Raw genomic sequence first — 17,780 nt, 5'->3', positions numbered from 1 at the left:
CAAATGCGCAAAGGGCGGACAGCCAGCGGGTTGCGCTGGCCGTCCGCCCTTTGCAGCGGCGGAAGAAACTCCTACCGGACGCCGAGCAGGTCAACCACGAAAATCAGCGACTCGCCCGGGGCAATCGCAGATCCTGCGCCGCGGTCACCGTAGGCAAGGTGAGCGGGGATCTCGAGCCGGCGGCGGCCGCCGACCTTCATGCCGAGCAGGCCCTTGTCCCAGCCCTCGATGACCTGGCCGATTCCCACCTTGAAGTCCAGCGGCGCGCCGCGGTTCCAGGAAGCATCGAACTCTTCGCCGGTCGAGAACGCCACACCGACGTAGTGGGTGGAGACCATGTCCCCGGCCTTCGCCTCGGCGCCGTCACCGACGGTGATGTCTTCGATGACCAGATCGGTCGGGGCGTCGTGCTCCGGGAAATCGATTTCCGGCTTCTGACGGTCGTATTCGCGCTTTCCGAATGACATGTTGCTCCTTCGTTGTGGGACTGCCTGCAATCTTATCCGGATGCGCCGGTTACTTGGCTTCCAGGATGTCGACCACGAACACCAGGGTCTCGTTCTGGAGTTCGTTGCCCTCAGCTGCGCCGTAGGCAGTGGCAGGCGGCGCAACAATCAGCACCTGGGATCCGACCTTCTTGCCGGCCAGTCCGTCGGTCCAGGCCGAAATAACCTGGTCCAGGCCGAAGGAGGTGGCGCTTCCGCGCTCCCAGCTGGAGTCAAAGACGCTGCCGTCGGAGTACTTCACGCCGTGGTACTGCACCGTGACGGTGTCATCGGCTTCCACTACGGCGCCGTCGCCGGTTTTGAGTTCCTGGGCCACCAGTTCCGTGGGTGCTTCACCTTCGGGAATGGTGATGGTCGGCTTGCCGTCCTCAGCGAGGGCAACCGTCGGCAGGCCGTCGACCGGTGCGACGTCGGCGCCCCAGGCACGGGTGGGGACGTCGCGGGCGTCGGAGAGGGTGAAGACGATGAACTGCGCGGCGGTGCCGGCAGTCTCATTGGCAGGCACGTAGTACGCGAAGTCTGAGCCGATGGGCGCACCGACCAGTGCGCTGTACATCTGCTCATTACCCTGCTTCAGGGTGTCGTCCACGGCAATGTCTTCGGCTGTTTCAGCGGTGTAGGTCTCCTGGCCGGCTTCTCCGCTCTCCGGATCGAGCACCACGAGGCGGACGGAGGCGGTCTGTCCTGCGGTGAGTTCCTCGCCGTCGCCGTCGTTGACTCGCACCAGGGTGGGCTCGTCAACGCTCAGGGGCGTGTCGAACTCGACGGTCGGCACCGTGTTGTCACCGTTGGAACTGACCTTCACGGAGGACAGGGGCTCGGAACTGCTGCTGCCGGAGCAGGCGGTGAGCAGCAAAAGGGCGGGCAGGAGCAAAGCTAGTACTTTTCGCACCGTACTTCTTTCAGTGGTGGGCAATGACACGGCCGCCGGGAACTGCACGGCCGGAAGCCCGGCCAGCCCCAGGGCAGCAAGACCCACCCTAACGCGTGGACCTGAAAGGAGCCTAGATCAGCTGCCTGCTGCAGCCCTACAACGTGGAGAGCAGGGCTTCGACCCGCTCATCGACGGCAGCGAATGGGTCTTTGCACAGCACGGTCTGCTGGGCCCGGTCATTGAGTTTGAGATGGACCCAGTCCACGGTGAAATCCCGGTTCGCGGCTTTGGCCCGGCGGACAAAGTCCCCGCGCAGCTTGGCCCGGGTGCTCTGCGGCGGCACATCCACGGCTTCCTTGATCTCCCGGTCATCGACCACCCGCGCCGTTTCACCCCGGGACTGCAGGAGGTAAAACAGTCCCCGCCGCCGCGAGATGTCATGGTAGGTGAGGTCGATCTGGGCGAGACGGGGAGAGGCCATGTCCAGGCCGGCCCGTTCCGCATAACGGTCCACGAGCTTCTTCTTGATGGCCCAGTCGATCTCCGTATCGATCCCGGAGGTGTCGCCCGATTCCACGGCTTCCAGGGTCCGCTGCCACAGGTCGAGGACCCGCGGAACATGCCGGTTGTGGGCGCCGTTCGTGTTCACGAACTCCTGTGCCCGCTCCAGATAAATGTGCTGGAGCTCAAGGGCAGTCATGGTGGAGCCGTTGGCCAGCTTCAGGGGGGCGGACCCGGTGAGGTCGTGGGAGATTTCCCGGATGCTGCGGATCGGATTCTCCAGCCGGAGGTCGCGCATGATCACCCCGGCTTCGATCATCCGCAGCATCAGGTCCACGGAACCAACCTTGAGCATGGAGGTGGTCTCGGACATGTTGGAGTCGCCGGCGATGACGTGCAGCCGCCGGTAATGTTCAGCGTCCGCGTGCGGCTCGTCACGGGTATTAATGATGGGCCGGGACCGGGTGGTGGCTGAGGAGACGCCTTCCCAGATATGGTCGGCCCGCTGTGAGAAGGCAAACAGGGCGCCGGACTGGGTGCGCAGGACCTTGCCCGCGCCGACGAGGAGCTGCCGGGTGACCAGGAAGGGAATCAGAATGTCTGCCAGCCGGGAAAACTCCAGCCGCCTCGGGATCAGATAATTCTCGTGGCTGCCGTAGGAGTTTCCGGCCGAGTCGGTGTTGTTCTTGAACAGGTAGACGCTGCCGTTGAAGCCTTCAGCCTTGAGCCGTTCTTCCGCCTCCTCCACCAGGTCTTCCAGAATGAGTTCTCCGGCCCGGTCATGGGCAATGAGCTGGGCCAGGTCGTCACATTCCGCAGTGGCGTACTCCGGATGGGAGCCCACGTCCAGGTACAGGCGTGAGCCGTTGGTGAGGAAAACGTTGGAGGACCTTCCCCAGCTCACAACCTTGCGGAAGAGATACCGGGCCACTTCCTCCGGGGAAAGGGGGCGCGAATCGGGTCCCGAGTAGGCGATGCCGAATTCTGTTTCGATCCCGTAGATCCTGCGGTCCATCAGTCTCCCTCCGCGCTGGCCAGGAAACGGTCCAGCTCCACGGTGCCGATCCGGCGGAAAGCCCGGACGCTTCCCCGGGCAGACTGCGGATCGCGGTCCAGTACAGCCACTTCCAGCAGACTGGCCCCGAGGAGCTCAGCGCTCTGGCCGGTGCCGGCGGATTCACCGTTGATCGTTGTTTCCGGGGCCTGCCGCGTCGATGAGAGTGCCCTGACTGCCACCAGGATGGCCTCGCTGAACGACGTGTCCGGAGACCACGAACGGGCAAGCGAATCGTTGACGATGTCAGCCTGCCCGCCCATCACCACATAGTTGCTTTCATCGGCAATGGAACCGTCGAAGGTCAGCCGGTACAGGTGGTCGCTGTACGGGTCGGCGCCCACTTCAGCGACGGCCAGCTCCACCTCGAAGGGTTTCCCCTCCGTGGTGAACACCGAGCCAAGGCTCTGCGCGTAAACGCTGGCCAGTCCCCTGGCTGAGACGTCCTCCCGGGCGTAGGAATACCCCCGGACGTCGGCATACCGGACACCGGCCTGCCGGAGGCTTTCGAACTCGTTGTACTTGCCCACTGCGGCAAACCCGATGCGGTCGTAGATCTCGCCAAGTTTGTACAGTGAGGGCGACGGGTTCTCTGCCACCAGGGCGATACCGTCGCGGCAGGTCAGGACCACCACGGAGCGGCCCCGCGCGATTCCTTTCCGGGCAAAGTCTGCCCGGTCCTTCATAAGCTGTTCGGGTGATACGTAGAACTGCTGAGTCATGTCCTACGCCTCCAGTCCGGCGGCACTGCGGCGGCTCACGAGCTCCTGGGCGAGCTGGTGCAGCTCACGTTCGGGGATTTCCCGCATTCCGGCGGAATTAACCACGTAGACCACCGGCCACAGCTGGCGGACCAGGTCCGGGCCGCCCGTGGCGGAGTCGTCGTCGGCGGCGTCGTAAAGGGACTCGACGGCAACCTGCACGGCTTCATCCTCGTCCAGCCCGGGACGCCACAGCTTCTTCAGCGCCCCGCGTGCGAAGACCGAGCCGGAGCCGACACTGTGGTGTTCGTACTCTTCATACCGTCCGCCGGTGACGTCGAAGGAAAACAGCCTGCCCACGTGCTTCTCGGTGTCGTAGCCGGCAAACAGCGGGATGACGGCGAGGCCCTGGAGGGCGAGCGGAAGGTTCTGCCGCACCATGGCTGCCAGCCGGTTGGACTTGCCATCCAGGCTCATTGCCGTGCCTTCGATTTTCTCGTAGTGCTCGAGCTCAACCTGGAAGAGCCGAATCATGTCCAGGGCAAGTCCGGCGGTCCCGGCGATGCCGAGCACCGAGTAGCTGTCTGCCGGGAAAACCTTGCGGATGTGGCGGCTGGCGATGATGTTGCCCATAGTCGCCCGCCGGTCCCCGGCCACAAGAACGCCCCCGGCATAGGTGAGGGAGACGATGGTGGTCGCCTGCGGTGCGGCTGCGCCGGCCGATCCTGCTGGTGCCGATCCGAGGCTGCGGGCCGAGGGCAGCAGCTCCGGATAATGGCGGCCAAGGTGCTCGGTGAAGGACGAGCCCGCTGCCGCGGCGACGGCCTGGGCAGGATCTGAGTGCGTCATCCGCTACTGACCGCCCTTCTGGATGAAACCCCTCACGAACTCTTCGGCGTTGTTTTCCAGCACGCCGTCAATCTCGTCCAGGAGGTCGTCCACGCCCTCGGTGTGCGCCGTGGACTGCTCCGTGGGTTCTGCGGCAGGCGGCGGAGTAACCTCGTCGGTTTCTTCGACTTCCTGCGGACGTGATCCTGTGTTCCTGCGATCCTGGGTTGCCATGCTGCTGCCCTTTCTTGCTGAGCGGATGTGCCCTACGTCCTATGGTGCCACGGTAGGTTCCGGACCGGTCAGCAGCCGGGTCACAAAATCCTCCGCATCTGCAGAAACGTCAAAAAGTTCCCCGGTGAGCTCTTTCGTTCCGCGCAGCGGTTCGCGGGTGGGGACCCGCTGCAGGCGGCGCCTGGACGGCAGTTCGAAGATGATCGAATCCCAGCTAGCACCGATTACCTCGTCCGGGAACCGGGTGACACACCGGCCCCGGAAATAGGCCCGGGTGTCTTCCGGGGGGTGGGTTACGGCCGCAGCGATTTCCTGATCCGTCAGGATCCGTTCCATCTGGCCGCGGGCCGCGAGCCGGTAGTAGAGCCCTTTCTCCGGGCGCATATCGGAGTACTGCAGGTCGATCAGGTTCAGGCGGGCATCATCCCAGGCCAATCCGTCGCGGTCCCGGTAGGCCTGCAGCAGTTTCAGCTTGGCTACCCAGTCCACCTGCGCGGCGGCGGCCATCGGGTCCCGTTTCAGGGTTCCCACCACCGAGGTCCAGCGGTTCAGGAGGTCCTCGGTTGCCTCATCCGCTCCCCCGCGGCCCCGGGCGTGCCCGGCGGCAGCTTCCAGGTAGATTTCCTGCAGGTCGAGTCCGGTGACCATCCTGCCGTCCTTCAGCTCCACCAGCTGGGCCAGGGTGGGATCGTGGCTGATGGCCTGAAGTGCCCCGACGGGATCGCGCAGTTCCAGCACCGGGGCGGTTCCGTCCTCGATCATCGAAAGGACGGCCGACGCCGTGCCCAGCTTCAGGAGCGCCGATACCTCGCTCAGGTTGGCGTCGCCGATGATCACGTGCAGGCGGCGGTACTTCTCCGCGACGGCGTGCGGTTCGTCGCGGGTGTTGATGATGGGCCGGCGGATGGTGGTTTCCAGGCCCACCTCGGTTTCGAAGAAGTCCGCGCGCTGGCTCAGCTGGTAGCCCTGCCGCTGGTTGCTGGTCCCGATGCCCACCCGGCCGGAGCCGCAGATTACCTGGCGGGAGACAAAAAACGGCAGCAGTCCGGCGACCAGGCGGGTAAACGGTACGCTGCGCGGCACCAGGTAGTTCTCATGCGCGCCGTAGGAGACACCCTTGCTATCGGTGTTGTTCTTGTAGAGGTGGACCGGAGCAAAGCCGGGGGTCGAGGCGATGTGGCGCATCGCTGCCAGCACGACGGCGTCGCCCGCCTTGTCCCACAGCACCGCGTCCCGCGGATTGGTGACCTCGGGAGAGGAATACTCGGGATGCGCATGGTCGACGTAGAGGCGCGCCCCGTTGCCCAGGACCATGTTCATCAGCACCGCATTATCCTCGGTGTCCCCGTACAGGGCCGACGGTCCCCCGCCTTCCATTGCAATCTGTTCCGCGTCCATGACCGGAGGCGAATCGGTGAGCTGCGAGGGGTCGGCGGCGGTCCGCGGAACCGTGTAGCCGCGGGCATCGTTCAGGGGCGCCTCGTCCGTGTAGTCCCAGCGGGTTCCGGTGAGATTTCCCATGCCGGAGCGTACCGTCGCAGCGTAGGCGTTGACGATCTGGCTGGAGAGGACGGTGGCGTTGGCGCTCGGAAGGGCGGGTGCAAGTACGCCGTACTCGGTCTCCGTCCCCATCACCCTGCGGACCGTCACAGATACTGTCCCGGATTGGCTGTCGTTTCGATGGTCCGGCCGGGTTCCTGGCCCGCCTTGCCCTGGATGATTGTCCGGATGTAGGTGATACGTTCGCCCTTTTTGCCGGAGATGCGTGCCCAGTCATCAGGATTGGTGGTGTTGGGCATATCCTCGTGCTCGCGGAACTCGTCCACGACGGCGCGCATCAGGTGCTCGATGCGCAGTCCGCGCTGGCGCAGCGTCAGGAAGTCTTTGATGGCGTACTTCTTCGCCCGGTCCACAACGTTCTGGATCACGGCTCCGGAGTTGAAATCCTTGAAGTAGAGCATCTCCGTGTCCCCGTTGGCGTAAGTCACTTCCAGGTACTCGTTTGACTTGTCCTCCGCGTACATCTTCTCCACCGTCCGGCGGATCATCTCACGGACCGTAGCCACCGGATCGTAGCCGTGCTCGGCCAGATCGTCCCGGTGCAGCGGAAGGTCAGGCGTGAGGTACTTGGCGAAAATCTCCCCCGCCCCTTCGGAGTCGGGGCGCATGATCTTGATCTTCACATCCAGCCGGCCGGGGCGCAGGATCGCCGGATCGATCATGTCCTCGCGGTTCGAGGCGCCGATCACGATCACGTTTTCCAGTTTTTCCACGCCGTCGATCTCGCTGAGCAGCTGCGGCACAATCGTGGTTTCGACGTCGGAGGAAACCCCTGTTCCGCGGGTGCGGAACAGCGAGTCCATCTCGTCGAAGAACACCACCACGGGGCTGCCATCGGACGCCTTCTCACGGGCGCGGGCGAAGATGAGCCGGATATGGCGTTCGGTTTCGCCGACATACTTGTCCAGCAGCTCGGGTCCCTTGATGTTGAGGAAGTAGCTGCGGGTTCCCAGCGAGCCGGTCTGTTCCATCACCCGCGCTGCCAGCGAATGTGCGACGGCCTTGGCGATCAGGGTCTTTCCGCAGCCGGGAGGGCCGTAGAGCAGGATCCCCTTGGGTGCCTTCAGGCCGTGCTCACGGTAAAGGTCCGGATGCATAAAGGGCAGCTCGACGGCGTCCCGGATGGCTTCGATCTGCGGACCCAGTCCGCCGATATCGGAGTAGGAAATATCCGGGACTTCCTCCAGGACCAGATTCTCGACTTCGCTGCGCGGGATCTTCTCCAGGGCGTAGCCGATCCGGGTGTCCACGGTCAGGGCGTCGCCGACCCGGATTTTCTCTTCGATCAGCGGCCCGTTGAGCCGGACCACGCGCTCGTCGTCGGCCCGGCCCACCACCAGGGCGCGGTCACCTTCCAGGAGTTCCTGCACGGTGAAGAGTTCGCCGGCCTTCTCGAAACCAAGCCCGGCCACCACCGTCAGCGATTCATTCAGCAGGACTTCCTGGCCCGGGACAATCTGGCCAAGGTCCAGGAGCGGGCTCACCGCAACCCGGAGCTTGCGCCCGGACTGAATGATGTCCACGCTTTCCTGGACCGTGGCTGTGGTGCTGACGCCGGGTTCGGGTTCCTGCCGTTCGTTGACGGCGATGACCGTGCCGAAGCTGAAGGGCGTGGCGCCCTCCTTCTCCAATGCGTCCTTCAACCGGATGATCTCCGCCTTGGCGGTTTCCAGCATTGCCACCAGCCGCGCATTGTTGTGCGTCAGTGCTGCCAACTGACGGTCCACGTTGCGCAGCTTATCCCGCAGGATGTTGAGCTGCCGGGATTCCGCACCGGCTGCAGTTCCGTAGGGGGCATCGGTACGCGTACCTTCAACCCCGGCCCCGCTGGTGTTTTCCGCTTCAACCATTGTCCGACCGCCTTCATCGCTCCAGGGTCCCCTCGTTTGACGATAACGCAGTGGCGCACGCAATGCACCGTGCCTGGAGTCTTGTGTTTTCCAGCTTTCCGGCTATGGCGGGGCTACTCGGCGCCGTTGTCCTCCTGGAACCGTTCAGCCTTTGCCAGGGCACCGCGCTGGACGGTCGAGCTGGCGTCCTTCGCGGCCCGGCGGAGCTTCTTATCGGAGACCTGACGCTCGCCGACTGCTGCCGGGGTCCAGGCGTTCAGGTCCTCCTGGCTGAAGTCCGTTTTGGAGGCGCGCCGCTTGGCGACCAGGCCGGTGGCGCCCTCAGCGAGCCGGCGTGCTGAAAGCAGGAAGCCGGTGTGGGCGACCATCCGGTGGTCCGGACGCACTGCCAGCCCTTCCAGGTGCCAGCCGCGGACCATGGATTCCCAGCCCTCGGGCTCGGTGAAGCGGCCGTCGGCGCGGATGGCTTCAGCTGTCCGCGAAAGCTGGGTGACCGTGGCGACGTAGGAGATCCAGACGCCGCCCGGGGCCAGGACCTCTGCCACCGCGTCGGTGCATTCCCACGGAGCCAGCATGTCCAGGACCACCCGGTCCACGCTGCCGGGTTCCTGGTTCTTGACGACCTGGTCCTGGAAGTCGCCCAGGGTGATTTCCCAGGCGGGGTGCGGGCCGCCGAAGAAGGTCTCCACATTGCCGCGGGCGATGTCAGCGAATTCCTCGCGGCGCTCGTAGGAGTGCAGCGAGCCGTTGTCTCCCACGGCGCGGAGCAGCGAGATGCTCAGCGCGCCGGATCCGACACCGGCCTCGACGACCCGGGCGCCCGGGAAGATGTCTGCCATGGTGACGATCTGGCCGGCGTCTTTCGGGTAGACCACGGCTGCCCCGCGCGGCATGGAGAGCACGAAGTCCGAGAGCAGCGGCCGGAGGACCTGGTACTGATGCCCCGTGGTGTTCGTGACAATCGTGCCTTCGGGGACGCCGATGATGCTCTCGTGCGGGAGGTAGCCGCGGTGGGTGTGGAAAGCCCCGCCCTCGGTGAGTGTGATGGTGTTCCGGCGCCCCTTTTCATCGGTGAGCTGGACGCGTTCCCCGGGCCGCAGGGGTCCACGGCGCATTTCCGCGCCGTGGGCAGCGGGAGAAGAGGGTGTACCCGGGTTGTTCATATGTGGCTGTCCTTCGGTTTCGGGGGGGGGGGGCGGTCGAATGCGGGGCCAGGTCTGCTGTCCCGCTGGTGGGTGGTTAGCTGCTGGTTTTCGGCCGGCGGCCGGTGACAGCGGCGACGACGGCGGACTGGCGGAGCAGGCCGACCACCGTGCCTTCGCGGTTGATGACGGCATACTCGCTGCCGGTCAGCTGCGATAGGTACTGGATGAGTTCCTGGCCGGTGGCGGCATCCGGAACGTAGGCGCCGGCAGCCAGCGCGCGGGCCACTGCGTTCACCGGGGTCTGGAGCGCCAGGTGGGGGGGCACAGAGGACATCACGCCGGGGTCGACGACGGCTTCCGGCCGCCCGGTTGGGCCCGTCACCACAAGCGCCGTGCCTGGGGGGCAGTCAGCTGCGAGCTGCCGGGCTTCGGACACCGGCGTCCCCGTGGGCAGCTGCCGGGCCGGTTCCATCAGGCTGCCGGCGGAAACCTCCGGCAGCCGAAGCCGCAGGCGGGCATTGCTGATCGAGGCTGAGGCACCCATCCACAGGAAACCTGAGACCAGGGCCGTGATTATCACCAGGCTCAGGCCGGGCGTTTCACCCCGCAGATAGGGGGGAATGAAGACGGCGGCCACCAGGGCGGCGGCAATAATCCGCCCGGCCCACCCGGCGGCAATCGTGCCTTTCTCCTGGACGCCGGTCGCCTTCCAGACCGCAGACTCCACGATGCGTCCCCCGTCCAGCGGAAGGCCGGGGAGGACGTTGAAGATGGCGACCAGCACGTTGGCCCAGACAAAAATGTCCGTCAGCAGCCAGCCCACGGTTCCGGGTTCGAAGAACGGCAGAACCAGGCGTCCGGCAAGGGCGAGCAGGAAGTTCGCTGCGGGCCCGGCCAGGGCAACGACCAGGGACCTGCCGGGGGTGGCATTCACGTCGCCGAACTGGGTGTGTCCGCCCCACAGCGTCAGGACGATCCGGGGCGTGGGCCATTTCCAGGCCTGGGCAGTCAGGGCATGGGCGAGCTCGTGGGCCAGGACGGAGAGCAGCAGGAGCAGCGCATAGCCCAGGGCGACGGCGTACGCCCCAGGGCTGCCCAGTTGCGGGAGCGCCCGGGCGACCTGGGGTCCGAAAAGCAGGACGATCGCCGCGGCAATCACAAACCAGGACCAGGCCAGGGTGACAGGGACTCCCCCGATCTTTCCCAGCGGGATGCCTTCGCTGCGTCCTCCGCCGGCCGTCCCGCCGTCCGGGCCCTGCGTCACTTTTGGGCTCCGGACTCTTGGGCTGCGGACCTTTGGGCTGCGGTGCTGAGCGCCGTCAGGGCCTGCAGGTCACTGACGGTGCGTCCGGCCAGCGTGGTCCATTCGATCCGGTCCGGATCCGGCGGCAGCGGAATGAAATGGGGTACGGCCAGGGCAGTGAGGCCGGCAGCACGGGCGGATGTATAGCCCGGATAGGAGTCCTCTATAGCGATGCACCGGGACTTCGCCAGGCCGGGGACACTCTGCGCCAGTTCATCGAAGGCCAGCTGGTACGGCTCGGGATGCGGCTTGCCGCGTTTCACCATGTCGCCGGTGACCAGGAACCGGAACGTCCCCTCCGGAAGATGGGAGGCGATGGCCCGGGCCAGGACCGCTGTGGACATGGTGACCATCGCACAGGGAATCCCGGAATCCGCAAGTTCCTCGAGCAGCTCACGGGCACCGGGCCGCCAGGGCACATCGGTGCGGACCTGCCGCGCCACCCGGTCCGTCAGGGTGGAAATAACGGCCTCGACGCTCAGGTCAACGCCGGCCTGCTGGAGCCGGTGCGCTGAGAAGGTGAGCGCCTGCCCCACGAGTTCCTCGGCCTCTTCATCAGTCCAGGTGCCGCCATGGGCAGCAACAAGGTCCTTCTCCGCCTGGATCCAATAGGGTTCCGTGTCGACGATCGTGCCGTCCATATCCCAGAAAACGGCCTGCAGCGGGCTGCCGGGGCCGCCGGACGGGAGGAAACTTCCAGGGAGGGACATACCGCAAGTCTACGTGGCTCCGGGCGGGGTTCCTTGTCCCGGCCGGGTGACTCGGACAGGGGCGGGACTGACACTGCGGTGCGGGGAGCATATGGTGAATCTGTGAGTTATACCGACAAGACCCCAGCCGCCGGCCTGCAGGATTTCTTTGGTGGCGGCTCCGGAGAGCGGGTCACCGTGATGCTGGCCGCCTTTGAAGGCTGGAACGACGCCGGAGAAGCGGCCAGTGACGCCCTGAGTTTCCTCTCCCAGTACTGGGACAGCGAGAAGATCGCCGGAATCGATGCCGACGAGTACTACGATTTCCAGTTCACCCGCCCTGCAATCGAGCGGAACGCAGCAGGAAAGCGCAGGATCAAGTGGCCTACCACCCGGATTTCCCGGGCAGAGGTCCCGGGGACCAACCTGGACCTGATCCTGGTTTCCGGGGTTGAACCGTCCTACAAATGGCGTGCCTACACGGCGGAAGTTATTGGCTTGGCCAAGGAACTCGAGGTGGACTGCATCGTGCTCACCGGCGCCCTGCTGGCCGATGTTCCGCATACCCGTCCCATTCCGGTGACTGCCACCTGTGAGGAGGAGGACCTGAGGGAACACCTCGGCGTCGAATCCTCGCAGTATGAGGGTCCCATTGGAATTGTGGGCGTCCTGGCGGAAGTGGCCAGTCTGGCCGACATTCCCACACTCTCCCTCTGGGCAGCGGTACCGCACTATGTGGGGCAGCCGCCCTCGCCCAAGGCACAGCTGGCGCTGCTCCACCGTCTGGAAGAGCTGCTGCAGACCCCCATCGACACCGCGGTCCTCACAGAGGAAGCCGAGGCCTGGGAGCGTGGCGTGGATGAACTTGCCACCGAGGACCCGGAGATCGCGGCCTATGTGCGGCAGCTCGAGGAAGCCAAGGACACTGCTGAGCTCCCCGAGGCGACCGGCGAGTCGATTGCGCGTGAGTTCGAGCGCTACCTCAAACGCCGGCGCCGGGACTAGCCCGGAAAGGCACAGGGACCGCGGACAGAATCCGCGGTCCCTGTGCCTTCCGAAGGATGTGCCTAGCGCAGGCGGATTCCCAGGAGGGCGTCGAAGGCTGCTTCGGCCAGTTCCGCTCCGGCCGGGGACCCGGCTGCTGATTCCGCCGGCGCGTCGAGGAGCGCAGCGGCCCAGGCATCAGCGGCGGCCAGCGCGGCAGGTGCATTGAGGTCATCTGCCAGGGCCATACGGAAACTCTGCAGCAGCTCAGCGGCCGCCTGCTCCCCGGTCAGCGGCAGCGCCATGCGGTAGCGCCGGAGCCGGTCCTCGGCCCGGCCAAGGTCGTCAGCGGTCCAGAACCAGTCTGACCGGTAGTGGTGGCCGGCAAGGGTAATGCGGACGGCTGCCGGTTCCACGCCTTCCGTCCGCAGGCGGGAGACCAGGACCAGGTTGCCCAGGGACTTGCTCATCTTCTCGCCGTCGAGGCCCACCATGCCGGCGTGGGCGTAGTGCTTTGCCAGCGGCTCACCGGAGCAGGCGTACGCGTGTGCGGCGCTCATCTCATGGTGCGGGAAGGTCAGGTCCGATCCCCCGGCCTGGACCGTGAAGGGTGCCGGGAGGAAGCGGCGGGCAATGACCGAACACTCGATGTGCCAGCCCGGACGCCCGTCGCCCAGCTTCCCGCCGGGCCATACAGGTTCTCCGGGGCGGGCGGCCCGCCACAGCAGCGCGTCGAGCGGATTCCGCTTTCCGGGCCGGGCGGGGTCACCGCCGCGTTCCGCGAACAGCGGCAGCATCTGCTCCGGCGTGAGGCCGGAAACCTGCCCGGGCCACCACGCGTCGGGGCCCTGCTTCTCAAGTTCCTGCGCGGCGTCGACCGAAAAGTAGACATCTCCGTCGGGTTCGGTCCCCGTCCCCGGCACACGGTATGCGATGCCCTTGTCCAGCAGTTCCTCGACCACGGGCACAATCCATTCAATGGACTCCACGGCACCGATGTAACTCTGCGGGGCAATGACGTTCAGTGCTTCCATGTCCTCACGGAAGAGCTGGGTCTGTTCCTTGGCGAGAACCGTCCAGTCGACCCCCGTCGCTTCAGCGCGTTCGAGGAGCGGGTCATCAATGTCGGTGACGTTCTGCACATAGTTGACCGTGTAGCCGGCGTCCCGCCACTGCCGGTTCAGCAGGTCGAACGCAACGTAGGTCGCTGCGTGTCCCATATGGGTCGCGTCGTACGGGGTGATCCCGCAGACGTACAGGCCGGCTTCACCCTCTGGCTGGACAGGCACAGCCCTTCGCAGCGACGAATCGAAGAGGACAAGGCCTGGAGACTTTCCGGGCAGGACGGGCAGGGGGCGGGTTTTCCAAGCGATCACAGAATCAACTCTACTGACTTCGACAGCGGTTTCCGTTTTGCGTCCGGGACCGGTTCACGGTCAGGCCTGCAGCACACCGAAGCCCAGGGCAAGGTAGATGGCCACACCAAGGGCGATCCGGTACCAGACGAACAACTGGTAGCTGCGGGTCGAAACGTACCGGAGGAACCAGCCAATGATGATAAACCCAACAACGAAGGCCACCACGGTGGCGAGTGCCGTCTCCGCCCCGCCGTAGGGACCGGTCTCTCCCCAGGACTTGGCCAGCTGGTACAGGCCGCTGCCGAATACGGCGGGGATGGCCAGCAGGAAGGCGTACCGGGCCGCTGCTTCACGGGTGTAGCCCATCAGCAGGCCCGCCGTGATGGTTCCACCCGAACGGGAGACGCCGGGAATGAGTGCCAGGGCCTGGGCGAAGCCGTAAAGGATGCCGTGCTTGTAGGTGAGCTTGTCCAGCGTGCGCTGCTGTTTGCCCACAATGTCCGCGATCGCGAGGAAAATGCCGAACACGATCAGCATGGTGGCAACGATCCAGAGGCTGCGGAAGGTGCTTTCGATCTGGTCCTGGAACAGCAGGCCCAGGACGACGATCGGGATGGTGCCGACGATAATCAGCCAGCCCATGCGTGCATCCGGATCGAAGCGCGGTACCCGGCCGGTCAGCGAGCCGAACCAGGCTTTGACGATCCGGACAATGTCCTTCCAGAAGTACACCGCAACAGCCGTCTCGGTACCGAGCTGGGTGATAGCTGTGAACGCGGCGCCGGGATCCTGCGCGCCGGGAAGGAGCTCACCGGCAATCCGCAGGTGCGCGCTGGACGAAATGGGCAGGAACTCGGTCAGGCCCTGGAGGAAACCGAGGAATATCGCTTCAAACCAATTCACCCTACGACTCTAGGGCACAGCGCAGCCCGGACCCGTCATGCGGTGCCCGTGCTACCGGTCCGTGCCGGCCTGCCGTCGGTAATCGTCCTGGTCCGAAGAACCTGCAGGAATTTCCTCGGTCTCTTCATCCGCGCCGAACCGGGAAGGCTCGTCAAACCCGGACCGGCGGAGCATTTCTTCATCGTCGTCGAGCAGGTCCTCGTCGCCGTCTTCGTCGTCGTAGATTTCCAGCGGCGTCACTTCGCCGTACGCGTCGTAGAGGACTTCTTCATACACTTCAAACGCGTCGGCGATGGCCAGGTAAGCACCTTCGACGGCGGGATCCTTCTCTCCGCGGCGGGCAGCAGCGGCAGCCAGGTGCTCTTCGAAGGCAGCGACCAGGGACTGGAGCGCAACGCGCGGATCTATGCTCATGGACTAGACGTTATCGGTAAAGCAGGCAAAATGGGATGCAAATGCGAGAACAAATTCTTAGACCGGACCGGTCCCCTCAAGCCGGTCCCGCCAAGGGCTATGAGTACCTGGTCCTCTCCGTAGGCCCCGCCGAGTCCCTCCCTGAAGCCCGCCGGGCACTCACGGACCACGCTGAGTACGGCAAGTGGGAACTGGAACGGACCCGCATTTACCGCGGCGGCCACCACCGGTACTGGCTTCGGCGGAAGATCATGCGGGTCGAGCGGACGTTCTAGCCCGCGTCCTGTATATCCGTGCTGCCGGTTTCGCTTGCCTGCTCCTGGTCCACCGGGCCCAGCAGGGCATTTGCCATGGTGTTGTGGGCGGAATCCTCGCTTGAAGGATGGAACATGCCGGCGAGGACGTCGCGGTACAGCCGCTCCAGTTCCTGGCCGCGGAAGTAGCTCCGGCCGCCGGCCACCTTCAGGGCGGTTTCAACGACCCCGCGGACGGTATCGGTGCTGCGCAGCTTGAGTCCTGACAGCCGCGCGAACCAGAACCCGCCGTGGTCCGCCCCGGACTCGAGGTCACGGGCCACGGCTTCCAGCTCCAGCGCGGCTCCGTCCATCCGGATGGCCGCGTCAGCGATCCGCCACCGGGTATGCGGATCCTGGGTTGCCGGCACCCCGTCCGGTTTCCGGAAGGCTGCGGCCTCCGCCGCGAGGGTGACCGCCCGGTCCCCGATCCCGGTGTAGACCGCGGAGAGCAGTGTTTCAAAAAGGCTGAAGATGCCGAACACGAACAGATCAGCGTGCGGACCCACCGGGGTGTGCCGGACGATCCGTTCCGCGGGCACAACAGCTCCCTCCAGCACAGTGGTGCAGGACTGGGAAGCCCGCATTCCCATGGTGTCCCAGTCATCCAGCGTGGTGATCCCGCCGGTGCCCCGGTCGGCAAAACCAAACACGAGCCGCGGCTCGTCGGGATCGGTGCTGTCCTTGCCGAAAATGCCCAGCCGCGTCCACGCCGGGGACAGGCTGGTGAAGATCTTGCGTCCGGTGAAGGCGTAGCCGCCGCTGCGCGGTTCTGCCACCGTCTTGGAATCGAAAAGTACGGCGCTGTTTCCCGGTTCGGAGATGCCGAACGCAAAGACCTCACCGCGCGCCGCTTCCTCGAGGACGAAGGCAAGCGAGTCATCACCCCGCAGCGACAGCAGATGCGCCACCCCGCACCAGACCAGGTGCATGTTGATGGCCAGTGCGGTGGCCGGCGCAGCGGAGGCCAGCAGCCGCTGGCAGGCGGCCACCTCCGGGATGCCGAGTCCGGCTCCGCCCTGGGCCGGTGTGGAAAACAACGCCAGGTACCCGGCACGGCGGAGGTCCTCGAGGTCCTCGGCAAAGAACTCGTTGCGCCGGTCGTATTCCGGTGCCCGGCTGCGCAGCCGTTCGAGGAGTTCGGGGCTGAGGATATCTCCGGCAGACATGGTGCTCTTCCTTTTTCGGTTCGGTTTCTGGTGGTGCGGTTCGGTTCGGAGCTGGGGTGGGAAAGGGTTCCCTTTTAGTATCCGTGGAGCAGACGGGAGAGGACCCGGGTGCCGAACTTCAGTGAATCCACGGGGACCCGCTCGTCGACGCCGTGGAACATACCGGTGAAATCCAGGTCCTCCGGCAGGCGGAGCGGGGCAAAACCGTAGCCGGTGATACCCAGCCGGCTCAGGGACTTGTTATCGGTTCCGCCGGAAAGCGTATAGGGCAGCACCGGGGCCCCGGGGTCTTCGGCCTGCAGTGCACTGACCATGCTGTCCACCAGGTTCCCGGCAAACGGCACCTCCAGGGACACATCGCGGTGTTCGTAGCTGATGTCGATTCCGTCGCCGGCCAGGCCCCGGATCACCTCGAGCAGGTGTTCCTCCTGGCCGGGAAGGGTCCGGGCATCGATGAACGCCTCGGCCGTGCCCGGGATGACGTTGTGCTTGTAGCCTGCGGAGAGCAGGGTCGGATTGGCGGTGTTCTGGAGCGTGGCTCCGACAAAACGCGCCACCGTCCCAAGTTCCGCGAGAAGTTTCTCCGGGTTGTCCGGATCGAATTCCACTCCCGTGAGTTCCGTAACCCCGTCCAGGAAGGCCCGGGTGGTGGCAGTGAGCTCGATCGGCCACTGGTGCGCGCCGATACGCGAGACAGCACCGGCCAGCCGGGTCACCGCGTTGTCGGTATTGATCTGGGAGCCATGGCCGGCCCGGCCGTGGGCGCGCAGGCGAAGCCAGGAGATGCCCTTCTCCGCGGTCTGCAGGAGGTAGGTGCGGCGTCCGCCGATGGTGGCGGAGAATCCCCCCACTTCCGAGATCGCTTCGGTGGCACCTTCGAAAAGCTCGGGCCGGTTCTCGACCGCCCAGCCGGCGCCGTAGCTTCCACCGGCTTCCTCGTCCGCGAAGAAAGCGAAAATGATGTCGCGCTGCGGCCGGGTTCCGGTGCGAGACATATCCCGCATCACGGAAAGGATCATGGCGTCCATGTCCTTCATGTCAACCGCGCCGCGGCCCCAGATCAGTCCGTCCTGTTCCTCCCCGCTGAAGGGATCGACGCTCCAGTCCTGCTTCTGCGCGGGAACAACGTCCAGGTGGCCGTGGACCACGAGGGCCGGCAGCGAGGGATCGGTGCCTTCCATGCGCGTCACCACGGAGGCGCGGCCCGGGGCGGATTCGAAGAGATCCGGTTCGAGGCCGGCCTCGGCGATGAGGCCGGCGGTGTATTCGGCCGCCAGGCGCTCCCCCGGCCCGCTGCCGTCGCCATAATTCGAGGTATCGATCCGGATGAGGTCCTGGCAGATGCGGGTGACTTCGTCTTCGGCGCGGATAGTCATGCAGCTCTCTCCTTGATCACGGGTTTAGGGCCAGCCTA

The 17,780-nt window shown here is 65.4% G+C and carries 17 protein-coding genes and 1 pseudogene; 2 read left to right on the top strand and 16 right to left on the bottom strand.

The window, feature by feature from the left end:
- Positions 1 to 71 precede the first annotated feature (71 nt).
- From ArtHe_RS06330 to ArtHe_RS06280, 11 genes and pseudogenes are all read right to left on the bottom strand, one after another.
- Positions 72 to 467: an FKBP-type peptidyl-prolyl cis-trans isomerase gene (locus tag ArtHe_RS06330; protein ID WP_066297784.1), complete on the bottom strand. Its 396-nt coding sequence runs from the start codon at positions 465 to 467 to the stop codon at positions 72 to 74.
- A gap of 49 nt (positions 468 to 516) precedes the next feature.
- Complete coding sequence (locus tag ArtHe_RS06325; protein ID WP_248319224.1) at positions 517 to 1,398, bottom strand: FKBP-type peptidyl-prolyl cis-trans isomerase; 882 nt, start codon at positions 1,396 to 1,398, stop codon at positions 517 to 519.
- Positions 1,399 to 1,534: 136 nt separating this feature from the next.
- Positions 1,535 to 2,896, bottom strand: coding sequence for a Pup--protein ligase (gene pafA, locus ArtHe_RS06320; protein ID WP_066297792.1), 1,362 nt, complete (start codon positions 2,894 to 2,896; stop codon positions 1,535 to 1,537).
- The gene (gene prcA / locus ArtHe_RS06315) at positions 2,896 to 3,657 is read right to left on the bottom strand and encodes a proteasome subunit alpha (RefSeq protein ID WP_248319223.1); all 762 of its coding nucleotides are present in this window, start codon (positions 3,655 to 3,657) and stop codon (positions 2,896 to 2,898) included. The genes pafA and prcA overlap by 1 nt, the downstream gene beginning before the upstream one ends.
- 3 nt (positions 3,658 to 3,660) lie before the next feature.
- Positions 3,661 to 4,485, bottom strand: a complete 825-nt coding sequence (gene prcB, locus ArtHe_RS06310) for a proteasome subunit beta (protein WP_066297799.1) — start codon at positions 4,483 to 4,485, stop codon at positions 3,661 to 3,663.
- 3 nt (positions 4,486 to 4,488) lie between these two features.
- Positions 4,489 to 4,698 carry a ubiquitin-like protein Pup gene (locus ArtHe_RS06305; protein ID WP_248319222.1) on the bottom strand — a complete coding sequence of 70 codons (210 nt, stop codon included), beginning with the start codon at positions 4,696 to 4,698 and terminating at the stop codon, positions 4,489 to 4,491.
- A gap of 39 nt (positions 4,699 to 4,737) precedes the next feature.
- Positions 4,738 to 6,330: a depupylase/deamidase Dop gene (dop, locus tag ArtHe_RS06300; RefSeq protein WP_248319694.1), complete on the bottom strand. Its 1,593-nt coding sequence runs from the start codon at positions 6,328 to 6,330 to the stop codon at positions 4,738 to 4,740.
- 14 nt (positions 6,331 to 6,344) lie between these two features.
- Positions 6,345 to 8,021: pseudogene (arc, locus tag ArtHe_RS06295) on the bottom strand (proteasome ATPase); the annotation flags it as partial.
- Positions 8,022 to 8,221: 200 nt separating this feature from the next.
- A complete protein-coding gene (locus ArtHe_RS06290) occupies positions 8,222 to 9,271 on the bottom strand; it encodes a tRNA (adenine-N1)-methyltransferase (RefSeq protein ID WP_066297805.1) in 1,050 nt (349 codons plus the stop codon).
- Between the two features lie 76 nt (positions 9,272 to 9,347).
- Entirely contained in the window at positions 9,348 to 10,517 is a 1,170-nt protein-coding gene (locus ArtHe_RS06285) for a site-2 protease family protein (RefSeq protein ID WP_248319221.1), read from the bottom strand.
- Complete coding sequence (locus ArtHe_RS06280) at positions 10,514 to 11,266, bottom strand: HAD family phosphatase (RefSeq protein ID WP_248319220.1); 753 nt, start codon at positions 11,264 to 11,266, stop codon at positions 10,514 to 10,516. Before ArtHe_RS06280 ends, ArtHe_RS06285 begins: the two co-directional genes overlap by 4 nt.
- A gap of 102 nt (positions 11,267 to 11,368) precedes the next feature.
- Here ArtHe_RS06280 and ArtHe_RS06275 point away from each other — a divergent pair, with 102 nt between their 5' ends.
- Positions 11,369 to 12,250, top strand: a complete 882-nt coding sequence (locus ArtHe_RS06275; protein WP_066297817.1) for a PAC2 family protein — start codon at positions 11,369 to 11,371, stop codon at positions 12,248 to 12,250.
- A gap of 62 nt (positions 12,251 to 12,312) precedes the next feature.
- Here ArtHe_RS06275 and mshC read toward each other — a convergent pair whose 3' ends face one another.
- The 3 genes from mshC to ArtHe_RS06260 are packed head-to-tail and all read right to left on the bottom strand — an operon-like array spanning position 12,313 to position 14,904.
- Positions 12,313 to 13,605, bottom strand: a complete 1,293-nt coding sequence (gene mshC / locus ArtHe_RS06270; RefSeq protein WP_248319219.1) for a cysteine--1-D-myo-inosityl 2-amino-2-deoxy-alpha-D-glucopyranoside ligase — start codon at positions 13,603 to 13,605, stop codon at positions 12,313 to 12,315.
- A 60-nt stretch (positions 13,606 to 13,665) separates the two neighbouring features.
- Entirely contained in the window at positions 13,666 to 14,490 is an 825-nt protein-coding gene (locus ArtHe_RS06265) for an undecaprenyl-diphosphate phosphatase (RefSeq protein WP_248319218.1), read from the bottom strand.
- 51 nt (positions 14,491 to 14,541) lie between these two features.
- The gene (locus tag ArtHe_RS06260) at positions 14,542 to 14,904 is read right to left on the bottom strand and encodes a hypothetical protein (RefSeq protein ID WP_248319217.1); all 363 of its coding nucleotides are present in this window, start codon (positions 14,902 to 14,904) and stop codon (positions 14,542 to 14,544) included.
- A gap of 41 nt (positions 14,905 to 14,945) precedes the next feature.
- Here ArtHe_RS06260 and ArtHe_RS06255 point away from each other — a divergent pair, with 41 nt between their 5' ends.
- Complete coding sequence (locus tag ArtHe_RS06255; protein ID WP_066298452.1) at positions 14,946 to 15,179, top strand: DUF5703 family protein; 234 nt, start codon at positions 14,946 to 14,948, stop codon at positions 15,177 to 15,179.
- On the opposite strand, the gene ArtHe_RS06250 is transcribed toward ArtHe_RS06255, so the two are convergent.
- Both ArtHe_RS06250 and ArtHe_RS06245 read right to left on the bottom strand, forming a co-directional pair.
- The gene (locus ArtHe_RS06250; protein ID WP_248319216.1) at positions 15,176 to 16,366 is read right to left on the bottom strand and encodes an acyl-CoA dehydrogenase family protein; all 1,191 of its coding nucleotides are present in this window, start codon (positions 16,364 to 16,366) and stop codon (positions 15,176 to 15,178) included. The two genes, ArtHe_RS06255 and ArtHe_RS06250, sit on opposite strands and share 4 nt — an antisense overlap.
- Before the next feature lie 74 nt (positions 16,367 to 16,440).
- Positions 16,441 to 17,742, bottom strand: a complete 1,302-nt coding sequence (locus tag ArtHe_RS06245; RefSeq protein ID WP_248319215.1) for a M20/M25/M40 family metallo-hydrolase — start codon at positions 17,740 to 17,742, stop codon at positions 16,441 to 16,443.
- Positions 17,743 to 17,780: the final 38 nt, after the last annotated feature.

This window comes from Arthrobacter sp. Helios, assembly GCF_023167125.1.
Classification (GTDB): Bacteria; Actinomycetota; Actinomycetes; order Actinomycetales; family Micrococcaceae; genus Arthrobacter_B; species Arthrobacter_B luteolus.
This window is presented reverse-complemented; position numbering and strand designations above follow the sequence as displayed.

Bases quoted from the DNA above. Each gene is read 5' to 3' on its own strand.
- ArtHe_RS06330 (WP_066297784.1), bottom strand. From the start codon at position 467: ATGTCATTCGGAAAGCGCGAATACGACCGTCAGAAGCCGGAAATCGAT.
- pafA (WP_066297792.1), bottom strand. From the start codon at position 2,896: ATGGACCGCAGGATCTACGGGATCGAAACAGAATTCGGCATCGCCTAC.
- prcA (WP_248319223.1), bottom strand. From the start codon at position 3,657: ATGACTCAGCAGTTCTACGTATCACCCGAACAGCTTATGAAGGACCGG.
- prcB (WP_066297799.1), bottom strand. From the start codon at position 4,485: ATGACGCACTCAGATCCTGCCCAGGCCGTCGCCGCGGCAGCGGGCTCG.
- ArtHe_RS06305 (WP_248319222.1), bottom strand. From the start codon at position 4,698: ATGGCAACCCAGGATCGCAGGAACACAGGATCACGTCCGCAGGAAGTC.
- dop (WP_248319694.1), bottom strand. From the start codon at position 6,330: ATGGGGACGGAGACCGAGTACGGCGTACTTGCACCCGCCCTTCCGAGC.
- ArtHe_RS06290 (WP_066297805.1), bottom strand. From the start codon at position 9,271: ATGAACAACCCGGGTACACCCTCTTCTCCCGCTGCCCACGGCGCGGAA.
- ArtHe_RS06280 (WP_248319220.1), bottom strand. From the start codon at position 11,266: ATGTCCCTCCCTGGAAGTTTCCTCCCGTCCGGCGGCCCCGGCAGCCCG.
- ArtHe_RS06260 (WP_248319217.1), bottom strand. From the start codon at position 14,904: ATGAGCATAGATCCGCGCGTTGCGCTCCAGTCCCTGGTCGCTGCCTTC.
- ArtHe_RS06255 (WP_066298452.1), top strand. From the start codon at position 14,946: ATGCGAGAACAAATTCTTAGACCGGACCGGTCCCCTCAAGCCGGTCCC.
- ArtHe_RS06250 (WP_248319216.1), bottom strand. From the start codon at position 16,366: ATGTCTGCCGGAGATATCCTCAGCCCCGAACTCCTCGAACGGCTGCGC.
- ArtHe_RS06245 (WP_248319215.1), bottom strand. From the start codon at position 17,742: ATGACTATCCGCGCCGAAGACGAAGTCACCCGCATCTGCCAGGACCTC.